General features: G+C 54.4%; 12 protein-coding genes. 7 read left to right on the forward strand and 5 right to left on the reverse strand.

Annotation, left to right across the window (positions count from 1 at the left end; translation table 11 throughout):
- Positions 1 to 10: 10 nt before the first annotated feature.
- Positions 11 to 892 (forward strand): RraA family protein, encoded by an 882-nt coding sequence (locus tag ABQ298_09575; protein ID MEQ9824622.1) that lies wholly within the window; start codon positions 11 to 13, stop codon positions 890 to 892.
- Between the two features lie 373 nt (positions 893 to 1265).
- Positions 1266 to 5192 carry a response regulator gene (locus ABQ298_09580; GenBank protein MEQ9824623.1) on the forward strand — a complete coding sequence of 1309 codons (3927 nt, stop codon included), beginning with the start codon at positions 1266 to 1268 and terminating at the stop codon, positions 5190 to 5192.
- 111 nt (positions 5193 to 5303) lie between these two features.
- Here the strand turns inward: ABQ298_09580 and ABQ298_09585 are convergent, their stop codons facing one another.
- Both ABQ298_09585 and ABQ298_09590 read right to left on the reverse strand, forming a co-directional pair.
- Positions 5304 to 7310 carry an integrin alpha gene (locus ABQ298_09585; GenBank protein MEQ9824624.1) on the reverse strand — a complete coding sequence of 669 codons (2007 nt, stop codon included), beginning with the start codon at positions 7308 to 7310 and terminating at the stop codon, positions 5304 to 5306.
- 286 nt (positions 7311 to 7596) lie between these two features.
- Positions 7597 to 9609: a VCBS repeat-containing protein gene (locus ABQ298_09590; protein MEQ9824625.1), complete on the reverse strand. Its 2013-nt coding sequence runs from the start codon at positions 9607 to 9609 to the stop codon at positions 7597 to 7599.
- Positions 9610 to 10702: 1093 nt separating this feature from the next.
- Between ABQ298_09590 and ABQ298_09595 the strand changes: the two genes are divergently transcribed.
- Together ABQ298_09595 and ABQ298_09600 are read left to right on the forward strand one after the other, a co-directional pair.
- Complete coding sequence (locus ABQ298_09595) at positions 10703 to 13129, forward strand: TonB-dependent receptor plug domain-containing protein (GenBank protein MEQ9824626.1); 2427 nt, start codon at positions 10703 to 10705, stop codon at positions 13127 to 13129.
- 220 nt (positions 13130 to 13349) lie between these two features.
- The gene (locus ABQ298_09600) at positions 13350 to 15185 is read left to right on the forward strand and encodes a hypothetical protein (GenBank protein ID MEQ9824627.1); all 1836 of its coding nucleotides are present in this window, start codon (positions 13350 to 13352) and stop codon (positions 15183 to 15185) included.
- A gap of 87 nt (positions 15186 to 15272) precedes the next feature.
- On the opposite strand, the gene ABQ298_09605 is transcribed toward ABQ298_09600, so the two are convergent.
- The 3 genes from ABQ298_09605 to ABQ298_09615 are packed head-to-tail and all read right to left on the reverse strand — an operon-like array spanning position 15273 to position 17764.
- Entirely contained in the window at positions 15273 to 15440 is a 168-nt protein-coding gene (locus ABQ298_09605; GenBank protein ID MEQ9824628.1) for a DUF5989 family protein, read from the reverse strand.
- A 33-nt stretch (positions 15441 to 15473) separates the two neighbouring features.
- Positions 15474 to 17306 carry a carbamoyltransferase gene (locus tag ABQ298_09610; GenBank protein ID MEQ9824629.1) on the reverse strand — a complete coding sequence of 611 codons (1833 nt, stop codon included), beginning with the start codon at positions 17304 to 17306 and terminating at the stop codon, positions 15474 to 15476.
- Positions 17303 to 17764 (reverse strand): hypothetical protein, encoded by a 462-nt coding sequence (locus ABQ298_09615; protein MEQ9824630.1) that lies wholly within the window; start codon positions 17762 to 17764, stop codon positions 17303 to 17305. Before ABQ298_09615 ends, ABQ298_09610 begins: the two co-directional genes overlap by 4 nt.
- Before the next feature lie 155 nt (positions 17765 to 17919).
- Between ABQ298_09615 and ABQ298_09620 the strand changes: the two genes are divergently transcribed.
- The 3 genes from ABQ298_09620 to nadC all read left to right on the forward strand — a co-directional run bounded on the left by ABQ298_09620 (position 17920) and on the right by nadC (position 19821).
- Entirely contained in the window at positions 17920 to 18117 is a 198-nt protein-coding gene (locus ABQ298_09620) for a hypothetical protein (GenBank protein MEQ9824631.1), read from the forward strand.
- 98 nt (positions 18118 to 18215) lie between these two features.
- Positions 18216 to 18884, forward strand: a complete 669-nt coding sequence (gene cmk, locus ABQ298_09625; protein MEQ9824632.1) for a (d)CMP kinase — start codon at positions 18216 to 18218, stop codon at positions 18882 to 18884.
- 4 nt (positions 18885 to 18888) lie between these two features.
- Positions 18889 to 19821, forward strand: coding sequence for a carboxylating nicotinate-nucleotide diphosphorylase (gene nadC, locus ABQ298_09630; GenBank protein MEQ9824633.1), 933 nt, complete (start codon positions 18889 to 18891; stop codon positions 19819 to 19821).
- The last annotated feature ends 100 nt before the right edge of the window (positions 19822 to 19921 follow it).

Genomic DNA, 19921 nt, shown 5'->3' on the forward strand with positions numbered 1-19921 from the left:
CAAATACCCTATGATAAAATCCATTCGATTGTCGACGGGCCTCGGCCTGTGTCTCCTTTCTGCTGTATGCCTGGTTGCCAGTGATGCAGGAACCGATGTCTCCGACGAGGTTCTCGTCGAACTGTATGAAGGTGCACGTGTGGCTGATGTTGTGGACGGACTGGTCACCTGCGGTTACATGGATGTGGGGGTGATGGATCAGCGCATTTCTCCGCTGTGGACAGATGTGCAAACCATGGAACACCGGATTTCAGGAATTGCGTTGACGGTTCGCTACGGACCCACAAACCGACCGAAGAACCCGGGGTATGATCTCACCGATCCTGCGGGCTACGCAAAATACCGCGAGTGGCGCGGCCATTGGTACAACGAACTTTCACCAGAACCCTTTCACGAACTGATCAAACCCGGCACCGTGATTGTGATGGACAATCGTGAGGACAACGACACGGGTTCCACTGGTTCCAAAAACATCATGGACTGGCGCAATCGTGGGGCAGTTGGTCTCGTGAGCGCAGGTGGAGTGCGGGATATCGATGAAGTGATCCGACAGCGCAATCCTGTCTATACGAACTATCAGGAGCGCGGGCGTGGGGAACGCATCGGGCGCAATGAACTGATTGATGTGCAGCGCCCTGTGGTCATCGGGGGTGTGACCATTTATCCGGGTGATGTGGTTGTGGCAGACTCGGACGGGGTCGTAGTCGTGCCTCGCAGGGTGGCCGTTCGGGTTGGACAGATTGCGTATCAGGAGTTGGTAGACGACATCAAGGGCCGTCGCGAACTTTACAAGTCCCTGGGGATGCCATTGGATGACACCGTTCGTGAGCGCGAAGAACCACCGGCATTTTTCAAACGCCTCGGCCTTCCCGAAGACCCGAACGTGCATTGAGCTGACTGGCTACGATTCAATTTTGACGCAGGCTGCGTTGCAAAATCCCCTGTCTGAATGTGCGGGGGATTTTTTTGTGATTCCACGGGTTGGGTTGTTCGGGGAACAGGCAATTGCAACAGACTTGGGTTGGATTGGATGTTGGGCTTCGGTTTGACTTCGAACGCAGGCATTTCTAGGTATGCATGAAATGTGTTCGGTGAACTTGTGTGCTACCCTACACGACAACCGCTGATCGATGTTCTGCCTGCCCATTTTTTCCGCACGTGTTCGTGAGATACCGTTTCCACTCTGTCTGGTCGGATGGTTGAGCGTGTGCGGGTGTATATGCGGGGCTGCTGAGGAATCCTTCAGGGGAGTGGGACTGCCACTGATGAGTCACTATGATGCGTCCACATATGAATTTCATCCACAGAACTGGCAGATGGCGCAGACCCGTGATGGTGTTCTCTTTGTGGGAAATACTCAAGGTTTGCTTGAGTTTGATGGGGTTCGATGGCGGCGACATGAGTTGATTCCCGGTTCGTCGATCACGGTCTTGGCCACAGATGAGCAGGATCGCATCTACGCGGGAGGACGGGGGGATTTTGGAGTGATCGAACGTGAGCCAGAGCAGGGCATACGATTCCGGTCACTCGCGGATGGACTGTCTCCTGCAGATCGCTCCAGGGTGACCACAATCTGGAACATCGCGCTGACGGATCATGGGGTGTATTTTCGCAGTGATCGTGCAGTGTTTTGGTATGCGGGCGGAGAAGTCCAGACCCTTCCGGGGGAATTCGGATATCTGGAAGAAATCGGAGGTCGGCTGATTGCGCAAATGAAACCCCATGGACTCGTCGAGATCCAGCAGGGAGGGGTGGAGCCGATCCCGGGAACGCAGTCCCTGGCAACAGCGGGTTTGCATGCGATCTTACCCTGGGATGACGAGCAGTTCTTACTGGTCAATCGCACGGATGGATTGCTGCGGTGGGATGGAGCATCGGGGCTGGCTCCCATGCCAGGGGCTGCCAGTGAATTTCTGAAACAAAACCGTGTTTACCGGGGGATTTCTCTGAATCAACCTGGCTCCGTTCGCTTTGCCCTTGCAACGTACAATCGGGGGGTGGCATTGCTTGATGCACAAGGTGAGTTGTATCAGGTCATCGACAAGGCTTCAGGGTTGCTTGATGACAAGAGCCATTACGTTTTTGAGGATAGCGAAGGCTCGTTATGGGTTACCCAGAACTCTGGAATCTCTCGCCTGGAATTATCGTCTACCTTGCAAGTATGGGATGAGCGACTTGGCATTGAGGGATTGCCACATGCCATTGCACGCCATGGAGAATCCGTGTATGCGGGAACCAGTGCAGGACTCTTCAAACTGCCTTCTTCCGGGGAACCGGGACCGCATTTTTTTGTGCGGCACGAGGGCTTCGACAAAGCTGCGCAAATTGGGCAATCCACCGAAGTCTGGAGTCTGGTTTCGTCGGGTCAGGATCTGTGGGTCGGAGGTGCGGGTTTGGTTCACCGAATCCGCAACGGCATGATCGTGCAATCGATTGAAGTCGGATCATCGGTCTATTGCATGCTTCAGCCAGAGGGACAGACGGATGCCTGGTTGCTGGGAACGCGACGTGGGGTTGCCGTGCTGCGGCAAGATCCTGACTCGCAGTGGTCGATGAAAGGTATGCTGGACTCGATCCAGACGGTAGTGTGGTCGATGATTCAGGATGATGAAGGACGCATTTGGATGGGCACACCGAGCGAGGGTATTCTGGCTGTGGAAGATCTGAATGCGCAACGCTTGCAGGCAAAGGTGACAGTTTATGATTCTGCAAAAGGACTTCCGTCGGGATGGATGCATGTGGCTCTGTTGCATGGAGATTGCATTGTTTTACCTCAGCAAGGGCTTTTCCGCTTTGATGAGATACAAGACCGGTTTGTACACGATGTGAACTGGATGCGTGCTGCCGGACTGGAACCGAGCGATCAACTCAGTCACTTGAGCGTCGCACCGAATGACGCGTTGTGGATGATGGTGAGTGGAAAACGCTCTGGTATCCTGAAGGTGGAGTCTGCGGGAGCAGAGAGTCCGGGTGCACTGCGATGGCCCGCTTGGCGTTTGCGACAGTTAAAATCACTGACGGGCATTTTTCCAGAATCGGGTGAGCGGGTATGGTTTCTGGGACGGGATGATGTCCTGTATCTGTGGCAGGAATCGACAACTGAAAGCGATGCTCTGTCGGGTACTCTCGAAACAAGAGTGCGTTCGTTGAGTGGAACCCGCTCGGGCACTTTCTATTGGATGGGAGGGCAGGATCGTTCGGATTTTCTCAGAAGTGCCATTCCTTTTGAGGACAACCACCTGCGATTTGCCTATGCGGCAACCTCGTTTCTTGATCCAGAGGGAACGCAGTACCAGGTTCGCCTGTTACCCTACGATCAGGATTGGTCGCAATGGACAATAGAGACGCAGAAGGATTTCACCCGTCTGCCTGGCGGAAGCTACCGCTTCCAGGTGCGGGCTCGCGATACGAGTGGTCGCGTCAGCGAATTTGCCGAACTGGCACTGACGATCAAGACTCCCTGGCATCAACAGGACTGGGCCAGAGCACTCTATGTGCTGACCGGACTGCTGTTACTCGGTCTGCTGGTGCAGTGGCGCATCCATCACTACAAGAAACGGGCAAAACAACTGGAGCTTCTGGTGCAGGAACGCACGGCTGCCATTGCCCGACAGGCGGAGGAACTGAAGGAAATGGACCGCATCAAGTCTCATTTTTTCGCCAATCTGTCTCATGAGTTTCGCACACCGCTGACGTTGATCCTGGGTCCGGTGGAATCGACTCTGGAGCATTGTGAGGATGCGGAGCTGAAGCGGCAGATGTCAGTGGTGCGGCGCAATGCGCACCGGCTCAAGCGTCTGATTGACCAACTGCTCTACCTCGCCCGACTGGAGGCAAAACAAATGCAGCTGCGCATCCACCACGGAGATTTGCAGGTGTTTGTCGGTAACATCGTCTCCCTGTTCAAATCCGCTGCAGAACAGCGTGGCATTGAACTCGAATACGACATTGTGAAGCCGCTTGCGGACTACGCCTATTTTGATCCGGATGTGGTGGAGAAGGTCTGTTACAATTTGCTCTCCAATGCGCTGAAATTCACTCCTGAAGGGGGAACGATCTGGGTGCGGTTTATCGGCGGCTCACCAGTGGTCCTGGAGGTGGAGGATACGGGCTGTGGCATGACGCAGGAGCAGCAATCCAATCTGTTTCAGCGTTTCTACCAGCACGAGCGTTCGGAAAATCCGCTGCAATCCGGAACAGGCATTGGACTCGCTCTCTGCCGGGAGTTACTGGAGCTTCATCGTGGCAGCATTGAGGTCCGGAGCGGGGTGGACAAGGGGTCCACCTTCAGAGTCACCCTGCCTACGGATATCCGTGTATTTGACCCAGAAAGCATTGTGAAGGGAGACATCGATGCCGAGCTGATCAAGGACGAAGCGGATTCACCCGAGCGTGAAGCGGAGCCAGTGCATGCTCTTCCCGAGGTGGATGCAGGACTGGAATCGGATCAGAAATGGGTGCTGATCGTGGAGGATCACCCACAGGTGCGGGACTACATTCGTGAGCAATTGCAAGATCAGTTCCAAATCCTTGAGGCGGAGAACGGTGCCAATGCGCTCGAGTTGGCGCTTGAGACGATTCCGGATCTCATCATCAGCGACGTGATGATGCCGGGCATGGATGGATTTGAGTTCTGCAATCGTTTGAAGCAGGATGAAAAACTCAGTCACATCCCGGTTATGCTGCTGACTGCACGCGCGGGGGATGACTCGAGCATGGAAGGCTGGCAGACTGGTGCGGACGACTACCTGACCAAGCCCTTCAATGCAAAAGAGCTGCGCATTCGCGTCCGCAAACTCATTGAGACCCGCGAGCGCCTGCGGGAGCGCTTCCGGAAAGAGGGTCTGCTCCTGTTCCAGAGTGAAACCCTGCCATCGGCGGAGGAAGCATTTTTGGTCAAACTCGTATCGACCATCGAAGCGCATCTGTCGGATGAGAACTTTGGAGTGGCGGAACTCGGTACCCTGCTCGGCCTGAGTCGCCGTCAGCTGCTGCGCAAGCTTCAGGCGAGCACGGGACAGACCGCCACCGCTCTCATTCGCAGCACGCGCCTGAAAAAAGCGCGGCAGTTGCTGGAGGCTGGCGCGTTCGAATCCGTTACGGAAGTGGCGTATGAAACGGGCTTTCGCAGCCTCTCCTACTTCGCAAAAGCATATCGCGAAGAGTTTGGCGTTAATCCGTCTGATGTTTGATGCGCTGGAGCATGGAGGTTTTCTATATATCGAAGGAGCCGTCCCTCTGCTGAAAAGGACGGCTCCTGTGTTTACCTTCCTCCCGATGTGGAGGGACCTTGTGGGTCAAATTCAGGGTTGCGGTTCGGCGACGGTGAGCTGTACCCACTGGTAGCCGCGACCCCGCCAGTCCTTGACCGAGATCAGGAACTCCCAAGTGCCGGACTCGGTTGGCGTGCCGAGGATCTCACCGTTCTCGCCATGCAGTACGAGTCCGGGAGGCAGTTCGCCGGAGATCAGGGCGAATCCATCGCTTCCCTTGATCGGGTCCCAGAGGAAGCTCATGCGCACGGGTTGGCCCAAATCGATGCTGGCCACCAGGTGCAGGTTGACCGCGGCCACCCCGTGCTGGGCTGCCTGGATAGTGGTGCTGGGCAGGAAGCTGTCATTGAGCATCATGCCACTGATCACGGGCATGAGTGTGGGCACGAGCACCTCAATGCTGACATTGATGATGAGGGTATTGCCAAGGTCATCGGTGCCCGTGACCTGGAAGCTGACATTGCCCAGATTGCTCAAATAGCCCTGCAGGATGTCGCCCTGGAGGGTCAGCCCGCGCGGCAGACTGGCGGAGAAACTCTTACCCTGACCGAGGAAGCCATCGGGGTCGAGGTCGGCATTGACCCGGGATTCGGTGCTGGTGACCAGGAAGAGGTTGCGGGTCTGCACGACCGGTTGCGGGGTGTTGGGAGTTTCGGTTTCTTCGGTCTCAGGAGCTTCAGGTTCGTCGAGGCCGGTGAACCCGAGTTTGAGGATCCAGAGAGCACCGGAGAGCCTTGATGTTTCCGGGCTTCTGTAACCGTTACTCCCCGCGAGTACCGTGGGTAGGGCATCGGCATCCTGACTGGTTCCAAGGTAGGCAACGCTTCTTCCAAACCAAGTATTGTTAGATAGTACGCCAGAAGGAAAGCCGTTGAGACCATCTGCGATGGTGGATAACGCTTTGACAGTTCCATTTGGATTCATCAGGGCCACATGAACGACGCCGTTGTGAAATCCGTTGTCCAGGTCGCCTTCGAATCCTTTTCGCTGGAAGTCGCCGATGAGCAGATCCAATGTTCCATCCCCGTCAAAATCGATCCAGCCGGCGGTAGATTCAGGGGCATCAAATAGATCTGAGGGAATACCATTGCTTCCATTTTCCAGGCGGGTGTTGGATTGGATGCTTTGATCCGGATTCAGGAAAATTATGTCGATGGCTATGGGGTTGTACATTCCAAGCGCCAAGTCTGCCGTTCCATTCTGATTGAGATCGCCAATGACGGCGACATCGTGTCCAAGACCGGCGTTTTGGGGAATATTGGCATAGAATGCGTCAAAGGTGGGGGTGCCTAGGTCGTCCGGGAACTGGCTAATGTTTTTCAAGGAGCCATCACTGTTTAGGTGAAGTTTGAAAACCGCTCCGACGTATGGTTTATCCAGTGAGTCATGGCTCCAGGTTGAGGCGCCCACCCACAGGTCAACAACGCCATCGCCATCAAGGTCACCTGCATTGGCGATGCTCTCTCCGAATAGGTGGTTATGTTGGATCAGGGCATCTGGAAACCCGGGAGTTTCGCCTCCGATCACTTTGAAATCCTTTACGGTACCGTCGGCATTTAAGAGAAGGATGAAGACCGCTCCCGTGTTGCCGGTTGGGTTGCTGACTCCGCCTCCGTTTGCGTCATAAGCCCCCACCGCGACATCCGGAATCCCATCGCCGTCAATATCCCCCAATGCAGCCACGGAGATTCCAAAACCCCATGTACCAACAAACGTGTCTGCAGGCATTCCACCCATGCCTGGACGAATTCGCTGGTAGGATTTGACGGTGTTGTCTGCATTCATGAGCAGCACCCACACGGAACCGGCAACCGAGGCTGAATCTCCAACCATCAGATCATCGATCCCGTCGCCATCCACATCGCCAATGATTGCAACCGAGGCTCCGAATCGAACCCCACTCTCCAGATCACCATCGGTGATTCCCCCCATGCCATCAGTAATGAGGGTCAGCGAATCGACCTGCAGGAAACTCGCCCAGGTGAGGGGGCACGCCAGCAGGCTCAGGAACAGAAGGAAGGTCGTTGTGAATTTCATAACTTTATTGTTTTTGCGGTTGTGATCAATGGTTGGGATTCTCCGGGGACTGCGTCCTGAGGCCCATGGCTCGAGCTGTTGAAGCGAGTTCCTGAAGAACCGGGATCAGTTTACGTTTTTTTGATGCTTTCCCGCTAACGCTGGCGGGACATTGTTCGATGCATTTGAGGCATTGTGGTATTTTGCCCGGTAAAAGGGCGTTGAGTGAAGGAGCCGCCCCTCTGCTGAAAAGGACGGCTCCTGTGTTTACCTTCCTCCAGGAGTGGAGGGACCTTGTGGGTCAAACTCAGGGCTGTGGCTCAGCGACGGTGAGCTGCACCCACTGGTAGCCGCGCCCACGCCAGTCCTTGACCGAGATCAGGAACTCCCAGGTGCCGGACTCGGTTGGCGTGCCGAGGATTTCACCGCTCTCGCCATGCAGTACGAGTCCGGGAGGCAGTTCTCCGGCGATGAGGGAAAATCCATCGCTCTGCTTGATCTGGTCCCAGAGAAAACGCAGGCTCACGGGCTGACCCAAATCGATGCTGGCCACCAGGTGCAGGTTGACTGCGGCCACCCCGTGCTGGGCTGCCTGAATGGTGGTGCTGGGCAGGAAGTTGTCATTGAGCATCATGCCACTGATCACGGGCATCAGTGTGGGCACGAGCACCTCAATACTGACATAGACGATGAGCGTATTGCCAGCGGCGTCGGTGCCGGTGACCTGGAAACTGACATTGCCCAGATTGCTCAAATAGCCCTGCAGAATGTCGCCCTGGAGCGTCAGCCCGCGCGGCAGGCTGGCGGAGAAACTTGCGCCCTGACCGAGGAAGCCATCGGGATCGAGGTCGGCATTGATCCGGGATTCGGTGCTGGTGACCAGGAAGAGGTTGCGGGACTGCACGACCGGTTGCGGGGTGTTGGAAGTTTCAGTTTCTTCAGTCTCGGGAGCTTCGGGTTCGTCGAGGCCAGTGAACCCGAGCTTGAGGATCCAGAGTGCACCGGTAGTTCTGTTCGTTTCCAGACTTTGATGACCGATATGTCCGACCAGGATGGAGGGCAGGGCATCGGCATCCTGACTGGTCCCCAGATAGGCGACGCTTCTTCCGAAATAGTCGTCGTAAAGCAGGACTCCGGAAGGAAATCCGTTCAGACCATCTGCGATGGTGGATATCGCTTTGACAGTTCCATTTGGATTCATCAGGGCCACGTGAACGACGCCGTTACCGAAACCGTTGTCCAGGTCGCCTTCGAATCCTCTTCGCTGGTAGTCGCCGATGAGCAGATCCCGAATGCCATCTCCATCCAGATCCATAAAACCCGAAGTTTGCAACGAGTAGTTTGAAGTGGAAAAACGATCCGTCGGGATCCCATTGCTCCCATTTTCCAGGCGGGTGGTGGATTGAATGCTCTGGTCGGGATTGAGGAACACAATATCAATGGCGTTGGGATTGTTGAGTCCCAGTGCGAGGTCATGCGTTCCATCCTGATTGAGGTCACCGATGACGCTCACATCGTGGCCCAGGTAGTTTTGATCGGCGAGATTGTCATAGAAGGCATCGAATGCGGGGGTGCCGAGGTCATCGGGGAATTGGCTGATATTTTTCAGGCTGCCGTCACTGTTCAGGTGCAGCTTGAAGACCGCTCCAACTCCAAATTTCCCCACAGCATCATTGCTCCAGCCCAAGGCACCGACCCACAGGTCGACGACGCCATCGCCGTCGAGATCACCTGCGTTGGCAATGCTCCATCCGAATCGGTGGTTGTGTTGGATCAGGGCATCTGGAAATCCGGGAGTTTCGCCTCCGATTATTTCGAAATCCTTTACTGTGCCGTCGGCATTTAAGAGAAGGATGAAGACGGCTCCGGTATTGCCAGTTGGGTTGTGCACTCCGCTCCCGTTTGCGCTGTAGGCGCCTACAGCGACATCGGGAATACCGTCGCCGTCGATATCCCCCAGAGGAGCCACAGAGCAGCCGAATCCTGAAGTTCCCACAAAGGTTCCCGCTGGCAGACCACCCACTCCTGGACGGATCTGCTGATAGGCACTGACGGTTTGGTCTGCATTCAGGAGCAACACCCAAACGGAGCTCGGCGTGGCGCGTGCTCCGACAAGGACATCATCAATGCCATCGCCGTTAACATCACCAATGTTGACAACGGAAGAACCGAATTGTCCGAAGGATTCGAGGTCGTCCTCGGCGAGACCTCCCGTGCCATCAGTGATGAGGGTCAGCGAATCGACCTGCAGAAAACTCGCCCAGGTGAACGGGGCGGTCAGCAGGCTCAGGAACAGAAGGAAGGTAAGTTTGATTTTCATGACATGTGCGTTGTGATTGGGATGGTGTCTTTCCGTCAACAGGACCCGAGACTGCAGCACCATCACTGACTGCGTTCCGAATGAGGCTCCTGTTGAACCGGAAGCAGTTTACGGTTTTTTGATTTTTTCCCGCTAACGCTGAGGGGACATTGATTGACCCATTTGGGACATTTCATGCACTGCGTCCGAGTTCACGCACCTTACTGTGAAAGGTGGAATGCGCTGTGCCTGAAACTGAACTGAAGGTTTGGGAGATACTGAAAATCAAACCTGCGATGATCCCTGATACCCTTTATGGTTTAAACAACTGAATCAGGTTACATCGGCTGACGAATGTCAGCCTACAAGGCCTATGGCCTACATAACGCTGTTACACAGCGCCAAAAAAGTTTTGTGTCCTCGACTCGTCGGGGTTTTTGCAGCTCCGATTTATCGGAACGTTTGAGTTCGGCATCTGCCGAATGGTGTTTTATCAAATCCTGGGTTCAGTATGTAAAGCAATCATTCGGCTGAGTAAGTGCTATTATGTAGAAATATTTATTTCACCTTATTTTAGGTAATGAATAGGGGCGATTTCCGGGGTAGGTCAGTTATTAGGGATGAGGTTTTTGGAGGGTTGATCTGCTGTGTAGATGCAAAGCGGTCGCTATGATTCAGAGGTGTTTGATTGGAAGCCTTTTTGAAGCAGTTGAGTCTAGGAGATAAGTTACTTAATTCCGTTTTTTTTGATTCTCGTGCTTTGGTGGGAACCTTGGGTGACGTGATGCTGGGGGTGGGATGAGGATTGATGTTGGGCAAAAAACGAGCTGAAGAGTGGGTTCGTGGAGGACAGATGAAAGGCAGAAATCACAAATTAAGTGTCTCGGATGCCGAAAAGTGCACGTTTTTTGAAGGATTTGGAATAAAAATCTTAAAAATCCTTAAGTGCCTATAAATGAAATGGATCGAGAAGATATTCTAATCGAATTCATTAGTAAGCGTCGTCTGTAATGTTGAATATGGGCCTGAAGTTTTCATTTCTGTAATTCATGTTTACTCCTTTATAGCGAGTAATATCCCCCTGGTTATACCCAAAATTATTAAGATAAATATCATGATTCTCAAGAAGTTCTACTTGAGGGACGGGCATCGCTTGACCCTTTTATATGCGACAATCCTATCACTATGCATAACGTCGAATGTGCTGAACGCGCAGGATGACGAAGGTGATGTGGTTTATGTTCTGGATCCGTTCACGGTTTCGGAGACCGCGACGGAGGGCTATATTGCATCGAATTCGCTGGCGGGAACCCGTTCGAATACCCCGATCAAGGACATTCCGATCAACATCCAGGTGTTCACCAGCGAACTGGCGGACGACTTCCTCATCACCAATCAGGTGGAGCTGGAGCGTTACAATGCTGCGATGGTGAACGGAGCTGCAGACGTGCATTCGAGCAATGTGATTCAGCAGGCCTACAATAATTTCTTTTTCCGCGGCTTTCAGCAGAACTGGGGCTTGCGGGACGGTGTGCGCCAGTATGATCCGGTGGACATGGCGGGATTTTCCCGGGTGGAAGTGGTGAAGGGGCCTGCTGCGGCTCTGTATGGTCTGGCATATCCGGGCGGCATCATGAACAGTGTCACCAAGACGGTTGATTTCAGTCAGAACTTTGCGGATCTTGGACTGACGCTGGCCAGTGAGGGAGAGTACCGTGCCCAGGTCGATGCAAATTTCACCTCGGAGGTCAATCTCGGGTCCTTTGGGGTTCGCTTTGTGGGAGTCAATTCGGAAACCCGCGATTACCGCCGAAATTCTGAGGGAACCATCCAGTTCAGCCAGGTGAATCTGGCGTGGAAGCCAACACAGAAGACCACGTTGGAATTCCTGTTGGAATACGGTTATCGGGATAAAACCATGGGCCTTGGCACGTTTGAAACTGCGGAAGTGGATTCCCAGGGCAACGGTCTTGGAAATGGGGCGAGCATTCCTATTCAGATCTCACACCCCGACATCCCCTGGGACTGGAATTGGTCAACGGACAATGTGCGTTCGCTTGAAACCTCCAACATGCGTTTTCGGGTGACCCACCAGTTCAACCACAACTTCTTCGTCAATGCCTATTGGCAGTATGGCGACCGCGATCAGGTGGATAGTGACGGTCTCAACGCTGCAGGCATGGGAGGAAGTGCGGGGAACTGGGATCTCGGATTTTCATCGCGCGGAGGTGTTGCAACGGGTTGGCTCAATCCCAACACACCGGAGGAGCGCATTGCCATGCACTGGCACCACCGTGACTGGCAGAATGAGATGTGGGCTTATGGCGCAACGGCGGTATATGAACTCAATACCAACGCCTTCGACAATGTGTTCACAGTGGGGGCAAATGCCTGGTCAGAGGATTTCATCACCTTCAAGGGAACTGTTCCGGAGGGTTCCACGAGCATTGTCTACCTGCCTGTGAAGGCTAACATCGACATTCCCACTCCCATCGGTCCTCCAACGGATTATTTCATGGATACGGCGGGTGCCTACGAAACCCAGGATAATTCAAACGACTATTACTTCGCGTCCTGGCAGGCGAAATTCATGGACGGTCGTCTCAAAACCAATGTGGCGGTGAACCGTGCCAATTTTAAGCTGGTGCAGTGGGCAAACGGGAATTCACTGGTCCCTGATAATGTGACGGAAGATTCCGAAACCTCTCCGCTCTACGGGGTTGTCTTTGATGTGACCGATGATATCTCCCTGTTTGCGATCCAGTCGACCTCGCTGTTTCCGACTTCCCTTCGGGATTCCTTTCAGCGCCAACTGCCACCGCTTGTGGGAGAGAGCTTTGAAATCGGAACCAAGATTGATCTCATGGACGGTCGTGTGAGCGGAACCATCAGCTACTACACGATCACGCAAGAAGGTGGTGGAGTGGACGATCCCGATGCCTTTAACCTGGATCAGCAAATCTGGGATTCTCTCAGTCCGGCTGAGCGTGCACTTCGCTGGCCCGGGTTGAGCCGTGAGGATCTTGCGGGAGATGTGGTCGATGGAGCGGAAACCGAATCCAAGGGCTTTGAGGCTGATTTGGTTCTGCAACCCACACGGAATTGGCAGATTTTGCTGAGTTATGCACACAACAAGATCAAGATTTCGAAGCACGTGAATTCCGCACTGGTCGGTGACATTCCGTATGAAGGACCGATTGAGGATCAGTTTTCGTTCCTCACAAAGTACAGTTTCACCGAAGGCAGTGCGCAAGGTCTCTCCATTGGACTTGGAGGACAATGGGCTGGCAAAGCCTATCGCGGATCTCACAACGGTGTTGACCGGTATGATCCGAGCACTTTCTACCTTGAGGGCTTTGCAGGCTACAAGTTTGACATGTTTGGTTATCCGGCAGTGTTGCGGCTCAACATCAAGAACCTCACGGAACAGGAAGCGTTTGTCGGGTGGCGTGCAACCGGAAGCTCGAGTGTTGTGGCAACCCAGCGCTACGAAGTTCCAACCGAACGGGTGTACAGCCTGACTCTTGGCATTCGATTCTAGTGTCAATCATGCATTTGAACTTCGGCGAAGGAACTGTGCAATCAGCACAAGGGGCCGGTCTCTGGAGGCGGAGTTCATCATGGGGCAGCTCCCACTCAACATGGGTGTTAGATGACTGAGTGGGGGCCGTTTGCCCACCAGATGCGGAAAAGCTTGTTGCTTAGGGTGCAACAAGCTTTTCCATGTTCTATATGATCCGATTGAAAACGTGAGTGTATCGATGAAACCTGTGACAGATGTGCAATCTCCGGGGAAGTCCCTTCCGGTGTGGAAGAAAGCGATCCTGGGAGTTGTTGTTGCAACGGTGCTCTCACTTGGAACGGTTGGGCTGCTGGAGGCGGGTTTGGTTCTGTTTGGGGTTGGACACAGTCCGCGTTTCTACCAATCCACGCAATTTGCCGATGGTTCACCGGGATGGGGTGAAAACCGGTGGTTTGGCTCGCCTTATTTTTCCCCCGGAACGCTACGGCGACCCCAGCCCTTTCTACTCCGCAAACAGAAAGCTGCAGGTGAACGCCGGATCTTCGTATTGGGCAGTTCAGCAGCCATGGGGGATCCTGATGCATCGTTTGGTGCACCCCGCATGCTGCAGCGCATGTTCGAACTGAATTTTCCGGAACTGAATGTGCAGGTTGTCAATGCAGCGATGACTGCGATCAATTCCCATGCGGTTCGCAGAATTGCGCAGGATTGTGCGCAGCTTGAACCTGATGCGATGATCCTCTACGAAGGGAACAACGAGGTCATTGGTCCCTATGGTCCGACTGGAATCCTGTCACCCGGTCGACTTCCAGTATGGATGATCGATGCAGCCATCTATTTGCGAGAACGAAGACTTTCCCAGTTGCTGGCAGGTTATGGGCGACATGCGGTGGGGGACGTGGACTCGGACTGGGGTGGAATGGCCATGTTTCTGCAGCAGACCATTGAAGCCGATGATCTGGTGCTGGACGGAGTGGTTGACGCGTTTGAACGCAATCTTGATGACATCGTAAAGCAGGGCTTGAACGCGGGAGCCGACGTGATCTTGAACACCGTGGTTGTGAATCAACGGGATTTTGCTCCATTTCAGTCGAGCGAATGTGCCCTGCCCGAGCAGGGTGCCGCCTTCGAATCCTATAGGGCATGGGTGAACGAGGGTGACCATGCGCTCCAGCGGGGAGATGCAGCAGGTGCATTGCATGCCTATCAAAAGGCATGGAGCCTGGATGATCGGGTGGCGTCGCTCGCCTACCGCATGGGGCGCACTTTTCTGGCGATTGAAAAGGAGGACCAGGCCCGGCGTTTTCTTGCTCGCGCGCTTGAGCTGGACACCCTGCGCTTCCGAACGACGAACCCTCTCAACGCTGCAGTCCGTCGGGTTGCAAACGGATTTGAAACCATTCCGCACTTTCGGTTCGTCGATGCCCAGGCACTCTTCGCTCAATCGAGTCCCTACGGAATTCCGGGTTCGGAGTGGTTGTATGAGCACGTTCATTTGAACATGCAGGGCAACTACCAACTGGCACGGCTCTGGTATCTGACACTAGTGCAGCGGTGGCAGCAACGTGGACTGCTGCCTGACGATAAAAAAACAGTTCCGAGTCTCGACCGCATCGCCCGGAGTCTGGGCTTCACTGCCTACGATCAATCCATGATTGCGGAGGAGCTGCTCCGACGCTTTTCCCAAGCTCCGTTTACGGGACAAATGGATGCGACCCTTCGCATCGAACAGTGGTCAGCAAATGTTCAGCGACTGAGCGATCACCTCGCAGATGCTGAGCATGTCGCGCGTGTGCGCAGCGTGTATGAGCAGGCGGTTCAGGAATTTCCAGACGATGCAATCCTCGTGCGAAACTATGGCATGGCACTTTGTTTTCTGCAGCACTTTGGTGAAGCCATCCCAATGCTCGAACGTGCGGGAAAATCCTTGCGCTACGATCCGGATTTGTGGTTTGCGCTCGCGTGGGCCTATGAGCAACTGGGGGATCGGGAGCGACGCATGGCGATTCAAGCTCGATTGGAAGGCATGGAACCGGGGCATCCTGGACTGGATCGGCTGCGTTCGCTGGATTGAGTGTTCTGGCAGCGAAGAACATTTGCCTGATCTCGCAGGAAACAAATCGAATGAAGCCACCCCGGCTACCCAACGGTGATGGCGAACTCAGAACAGGGTGTAGATGAACGCGGGAGTACCTGCCTGTACGATGATGATCAGAGCGGCAAAGCTGAGCAATATGAGCACAATGGGAACGATCCACCACGCCTTGTGAACACGTGCGAAGTCAAAGAGGTCTCGGATGAGTTGTCCCAAATGTCGAAGAAAGCGCATGGTTGTGCGTGGAATTTATGCTTTGATGCGGCCTCAGTCGAGGCTGAATTCTGTGCGCCAGTCCCTGTTCTCTTTCCACTCGGGCTGATCTTGTTTGAAGAGAATGCAGTCCTCGAGCACCAGAACATCCATATCTGTTCGCATGAAACAGCGATAAGCGTCTTCCGGGGTGCAGACGATGGGTTCTCCCCTCACATTGAATGAGGTGTTGATGATGACTCCAACGCCAGTTAATGCTTCAAAAGCCTTGATCAGGTCGTAAAATCTGCCATGCGTTTTCTGGCAAACGGTCTGAATGCGGGCGGAGTAGTCCACATGGGTGACTGCTGGCAGGTGGGAGCGGATCTGATTGACGCGTTCGATCAGGTTGCCAGTTTGCAAGGGTTGCGTTGCTTGGCGATGCTCCTGCCGAATCGGGCAGACCAGGAGCATGTAGGGGGAGGGTGCATCAATTTCGAAATGCTGTTTCACGGTTTCTTCCAGGCATGCCGGTGCAAAGGGACGAAAGGACTCCCTGAATTTGATTTTGCGATTGAGCAGTGACTGCATGGAAGCAGAGCGCGGATCTCCGAGAATGGAACGTGCACCGAGGGCACGGGGGCCGAACTCCATTCGCCCCTGGAAAAGCCCAACCACTTTTTGTTCGGCGAGAAGGCTCGCAATTTGCCGACTCCAGTCCTCTCCAGTCGTCAGGTGATAGGGATAGCCCTTGGAATCGAGAAATTTCCGGATGATCGAGCTTGGAAACCGTGGACCCAGAAATCCGCCCTTCATCGCATCTGAGCGGGTTTCGGGTCGCTTTGCATTGGGGTTGAGCTGATGCCACACCGCAAGGGCTGCTCCAATGGCGGCACCGCTGTCGCCAGCCGCAGGTTGAATCCAGATTTCCCTGAAGGGTCCCTCTCGCAACAGTTTTCCATTGCTGACACAATTGAGTGCGACTCCTCCGGCCATGCAGAGTCGGGGATTGTCCGTAATACGGTGCAGATGCCGGGCGATGCGCAGCACAATTTCCTCGGTAACCGCCTGGATAGAAGCAGCAAGGTCGCATTCGCGGGAGGTAATGTCGCTTTCCGGATTTCGGGGTGGGCCGCCAAAAAGGTCGGAAAAGCGGGAGTGAGTCATGCGCAGTCCGCTCAAATAGCCGAAATAGTCCATGTTCAGGCGAAATGACCCATCCGGTTTGAGATCGATCAAATGATCCAGAATTGTCTGAACGTAACGGGGAACTCCATAGGGCGCCAATCCCATGAGCTTGTATTCTCCGGAGTTGACTTTGAATCCGGTGAAATAGGTGAAGGCCGAATAGAGCAATCCCAGCGAGTGGGGAAAGCGAAGTTCCTGGAACAACTGCAGATCGCGACCCTGTCCGGCACCAAGGGTAGTGGTTGCCCATTCACCCACGCCATCGAGAGTCATCACAGCGGCAGATTCAAAGGGTGACGGGAAATAGGCACTGGCTGCATGGGAAAAATGGTGCTCCGGGAAATAGATTGGGGGGCAGTTTTGCATTCTGCACTGGTCCAGTGCGGATTCGATCTGGAACGGAATCCAGAGTTTGTTGCGCAGCCAGGAAGGCATGGCTGCCATGAAGGGGTTCAACCCGAACGGTGCGACGCGCATCGAGGTTTCGAGAATGCGCGAAAATTTGAGAAGTGGTTTTTCGTAGTAGGCCACCGCATCAATGTTATCTGCAGATGATCCCGCTTCCGCCAGACAGTATTTCAAGGCGCGCGTCGGGAAGGATGCATCATGTTTGATACGGGTGAAGCGTTCCTCTTGTGCGGCTGCCACGATGTGACCGTCGTCGATCAATGCGACTGCCGAGTCGTGATAGAAGGCGCTGATGCCGAGGATTTTCATCAGAATGGACGGTCGAGGTGCGACTTGGCATCGTTTGTAGAGCGGTCGATCCAGTAGCTCGAGCCGCTGCAATCCCATTTTCGATGCAGGGGATCTCGGTTTCGAATGGCAAAAAGCATGCGCATGCACCCCAGAACTCCCACGTAGAAAGGAACGAGAAGCAGGTAGGTCATGATGATTCCTGCCAGGCGAGCGACAGATTTTCCAAAACGTTCGATCAGACACAAGCGTCTGGGTGCGAACAGGGCGATCATGCCAACTGCTCCGGCGAGTAGCAGCAAAACCCATGCGGCTGAATCATGCTTGAAGCCAAAGCGCATCAGTACGAACCCGATCAGGAGCATCGTGATGGGTAAAAGTGCTTTTGAACGCAATTTCCGATTGGAGATCGTGGGCTGAACAGGAGGATTCTGCCATTTCCAGATGGTGTTTGCAACGGTTTCTGATATTTCGGGATCCATGTCGCTTGCCTGTGCAAGTATCGGGCAGATGGGTGCTCGGGCAATTCAAAAACCTGCCGTGAAAACGGTTCTTGCGAGGAGGAAAGTTGCCATGCGCACAAGGATTTTTCTTAAGCCCGGGAGCGCGCTGCCGAACATGAAAGTACAGGAATATCATGAATCCAAAAATTTTTGTGAAAACCGATGACAACGAAGCACTTGCGTTGGATCGGATCATCCGTTGGCGCTGGGAGAGCGGAATGCTCACCATCCACCATGAAGAGGGCAAGATCGAGATCACAAATCCGTCCTACGTAGGACAGTTGCACAAGGTGCTGCTCTCGATGACCAATACCTTTTCGAAGTCCAAGTGAGTCCTCCAGAGCACACCCCTTTTTTCTGAGTCTTTGGAGAGGCTCCAATGCCTTTGGAGTTGCCAGTGATGGTGCAATGGAAATGCTCGATGGGGTTCATGAGAATGGAAAACATCATTACCATTGATGGCGGTGCGGCATCTGGAAAGAGTTCGACTTCACGATTGCTCGCGCAACGCCTCAACTTATTGCATGTGGATACGGGGTCTCACTATCGTAGCCTCACTCACGCGTTGATGCGCTTGGGTTGCGATCCGAAGGAACACGCACAGGTAGTGAAAGGGCTGGAACAACTGTCGCTCGACTCACGCATCGAGGGACGTCAGTCAAGGATTTTGATCAACGGAAGTCCGGTTGACGAAGAACAGCTTCGCTCAGAAGAGGTCAATCAACAGGTTTCCGCTTTTGCGTCGATTCCGGAAGTGCGTGCCAAATTGCTGGACTACCAGCGAAGTCAGGTCGAATTGTGTGAACCGGGTGGATTTGCAGGCTTGGTGATGGAAGGCAGGGACATTGGTTCGGTTGTTTTTCCGGATGCGCGCTGGCGGTTTTATCTGGAGGCTGATGCCGCGACACGTCAGGCCCGCCGTGAGCTTGAGGGACAGGTGGACTCGATCCAACAACGGGATCAGATGGATGCGGGGCGAAAGACTGCTCCCCTCAAAATCCCAGAGGGTGCGGTGCGGATTGACTCCTCGGCGTTGACCTTGGAGCAAGTCGTCGCGCGCGTGGTGTCAGCGGTAAACTTGAATAATACTGCGGGATGATGCCATGAGAAAACATGCCTTTCAGCAGTTGACATGGAATGCGCTCGATGCGCAGGCATTGCTTCATCTGATCGAACTCGCGCGTGCTGAAGATCTGGAAGGTGCGGGTCTTTTGGAGTCCTTTCCTTACGCGATGGATGTCACCTGTGCGGCCATGCTCGACGCAGGGGTGACGGGCCGTGCGCGGCTCGTGGCGCGGCAGCCGATGGTGTTATGCGGGACTCGCCTGGTCCCGCTCGTGCTGGCAGCGTATGGCGGAGACTGTGATTACATGCCCCGGTGCGATGATGGGCAGGTGCTCGATGCCGGTGCGGTCATCGGAGAGCTGTCGGGGGATGTGGTGCAGATGTTGCAGGCCGAGCGTGTGCTTCTCAATTTTGTGCAAAAATTGTCGGGCATCGCGACGTTGACATCGACCTACGTGAAGGCCCTCGACGGAACGGCGACGCGCGTTCTCGATACTCGAAAAACCACTCCCGGTTATCGAGTGCTGGAAAAGTACGCCACCGCCTGCGGAGGTGGTTGGAATCACCGGCGCGGACTCTATGAATGGATTCTGGTAAAGGACAATCATCTCAGCGGTTCAGGTGCGGAAGAAGGGGCCAGGTTGGCCGAGCGTGTCAGGCGGGCAAAACGGCGCTTCCCCGATTTGATCGTTGAAGTGGAGGTGGACCGCATGGATCAAATCGAGCCGGTCATGGAAGCCGGTGCCGACATCATCATGCTCGACAATTTTGAGACACCCAGCCTTCGTGAGGCAGTAGCCCAAGTGGGCGGACGTGCGATCACCGAAGCGAGTGGAGGCATCACATTGAACCGGCTTCCCGAGATCGGGCGGACCGGGGTGGATTTTGTCTCCTGCGGTGCAACCGTGCACCAGAGCCAATGGGTGGACATCGGATTGGATTGGGGCGAATCCCCAGGACAGTCTACCTGAGCTTGCGGTCGATGCCTTTGTGTGGATCGTGCCTTAAAACCAAGGATTGATATGCAGAACTCATCTCCTGACCACCCGACTCATCAAACTTCCCCTCTGG

It is taken from the genome of Puniceicoccaceae bacterium, assembly GCA_040224245.1.
GTDB lineage: Bacteria > Verrucomicrobiota > Verrucomicrobiia > Opitutales > JAFGAQ01 > JAKSBQ01.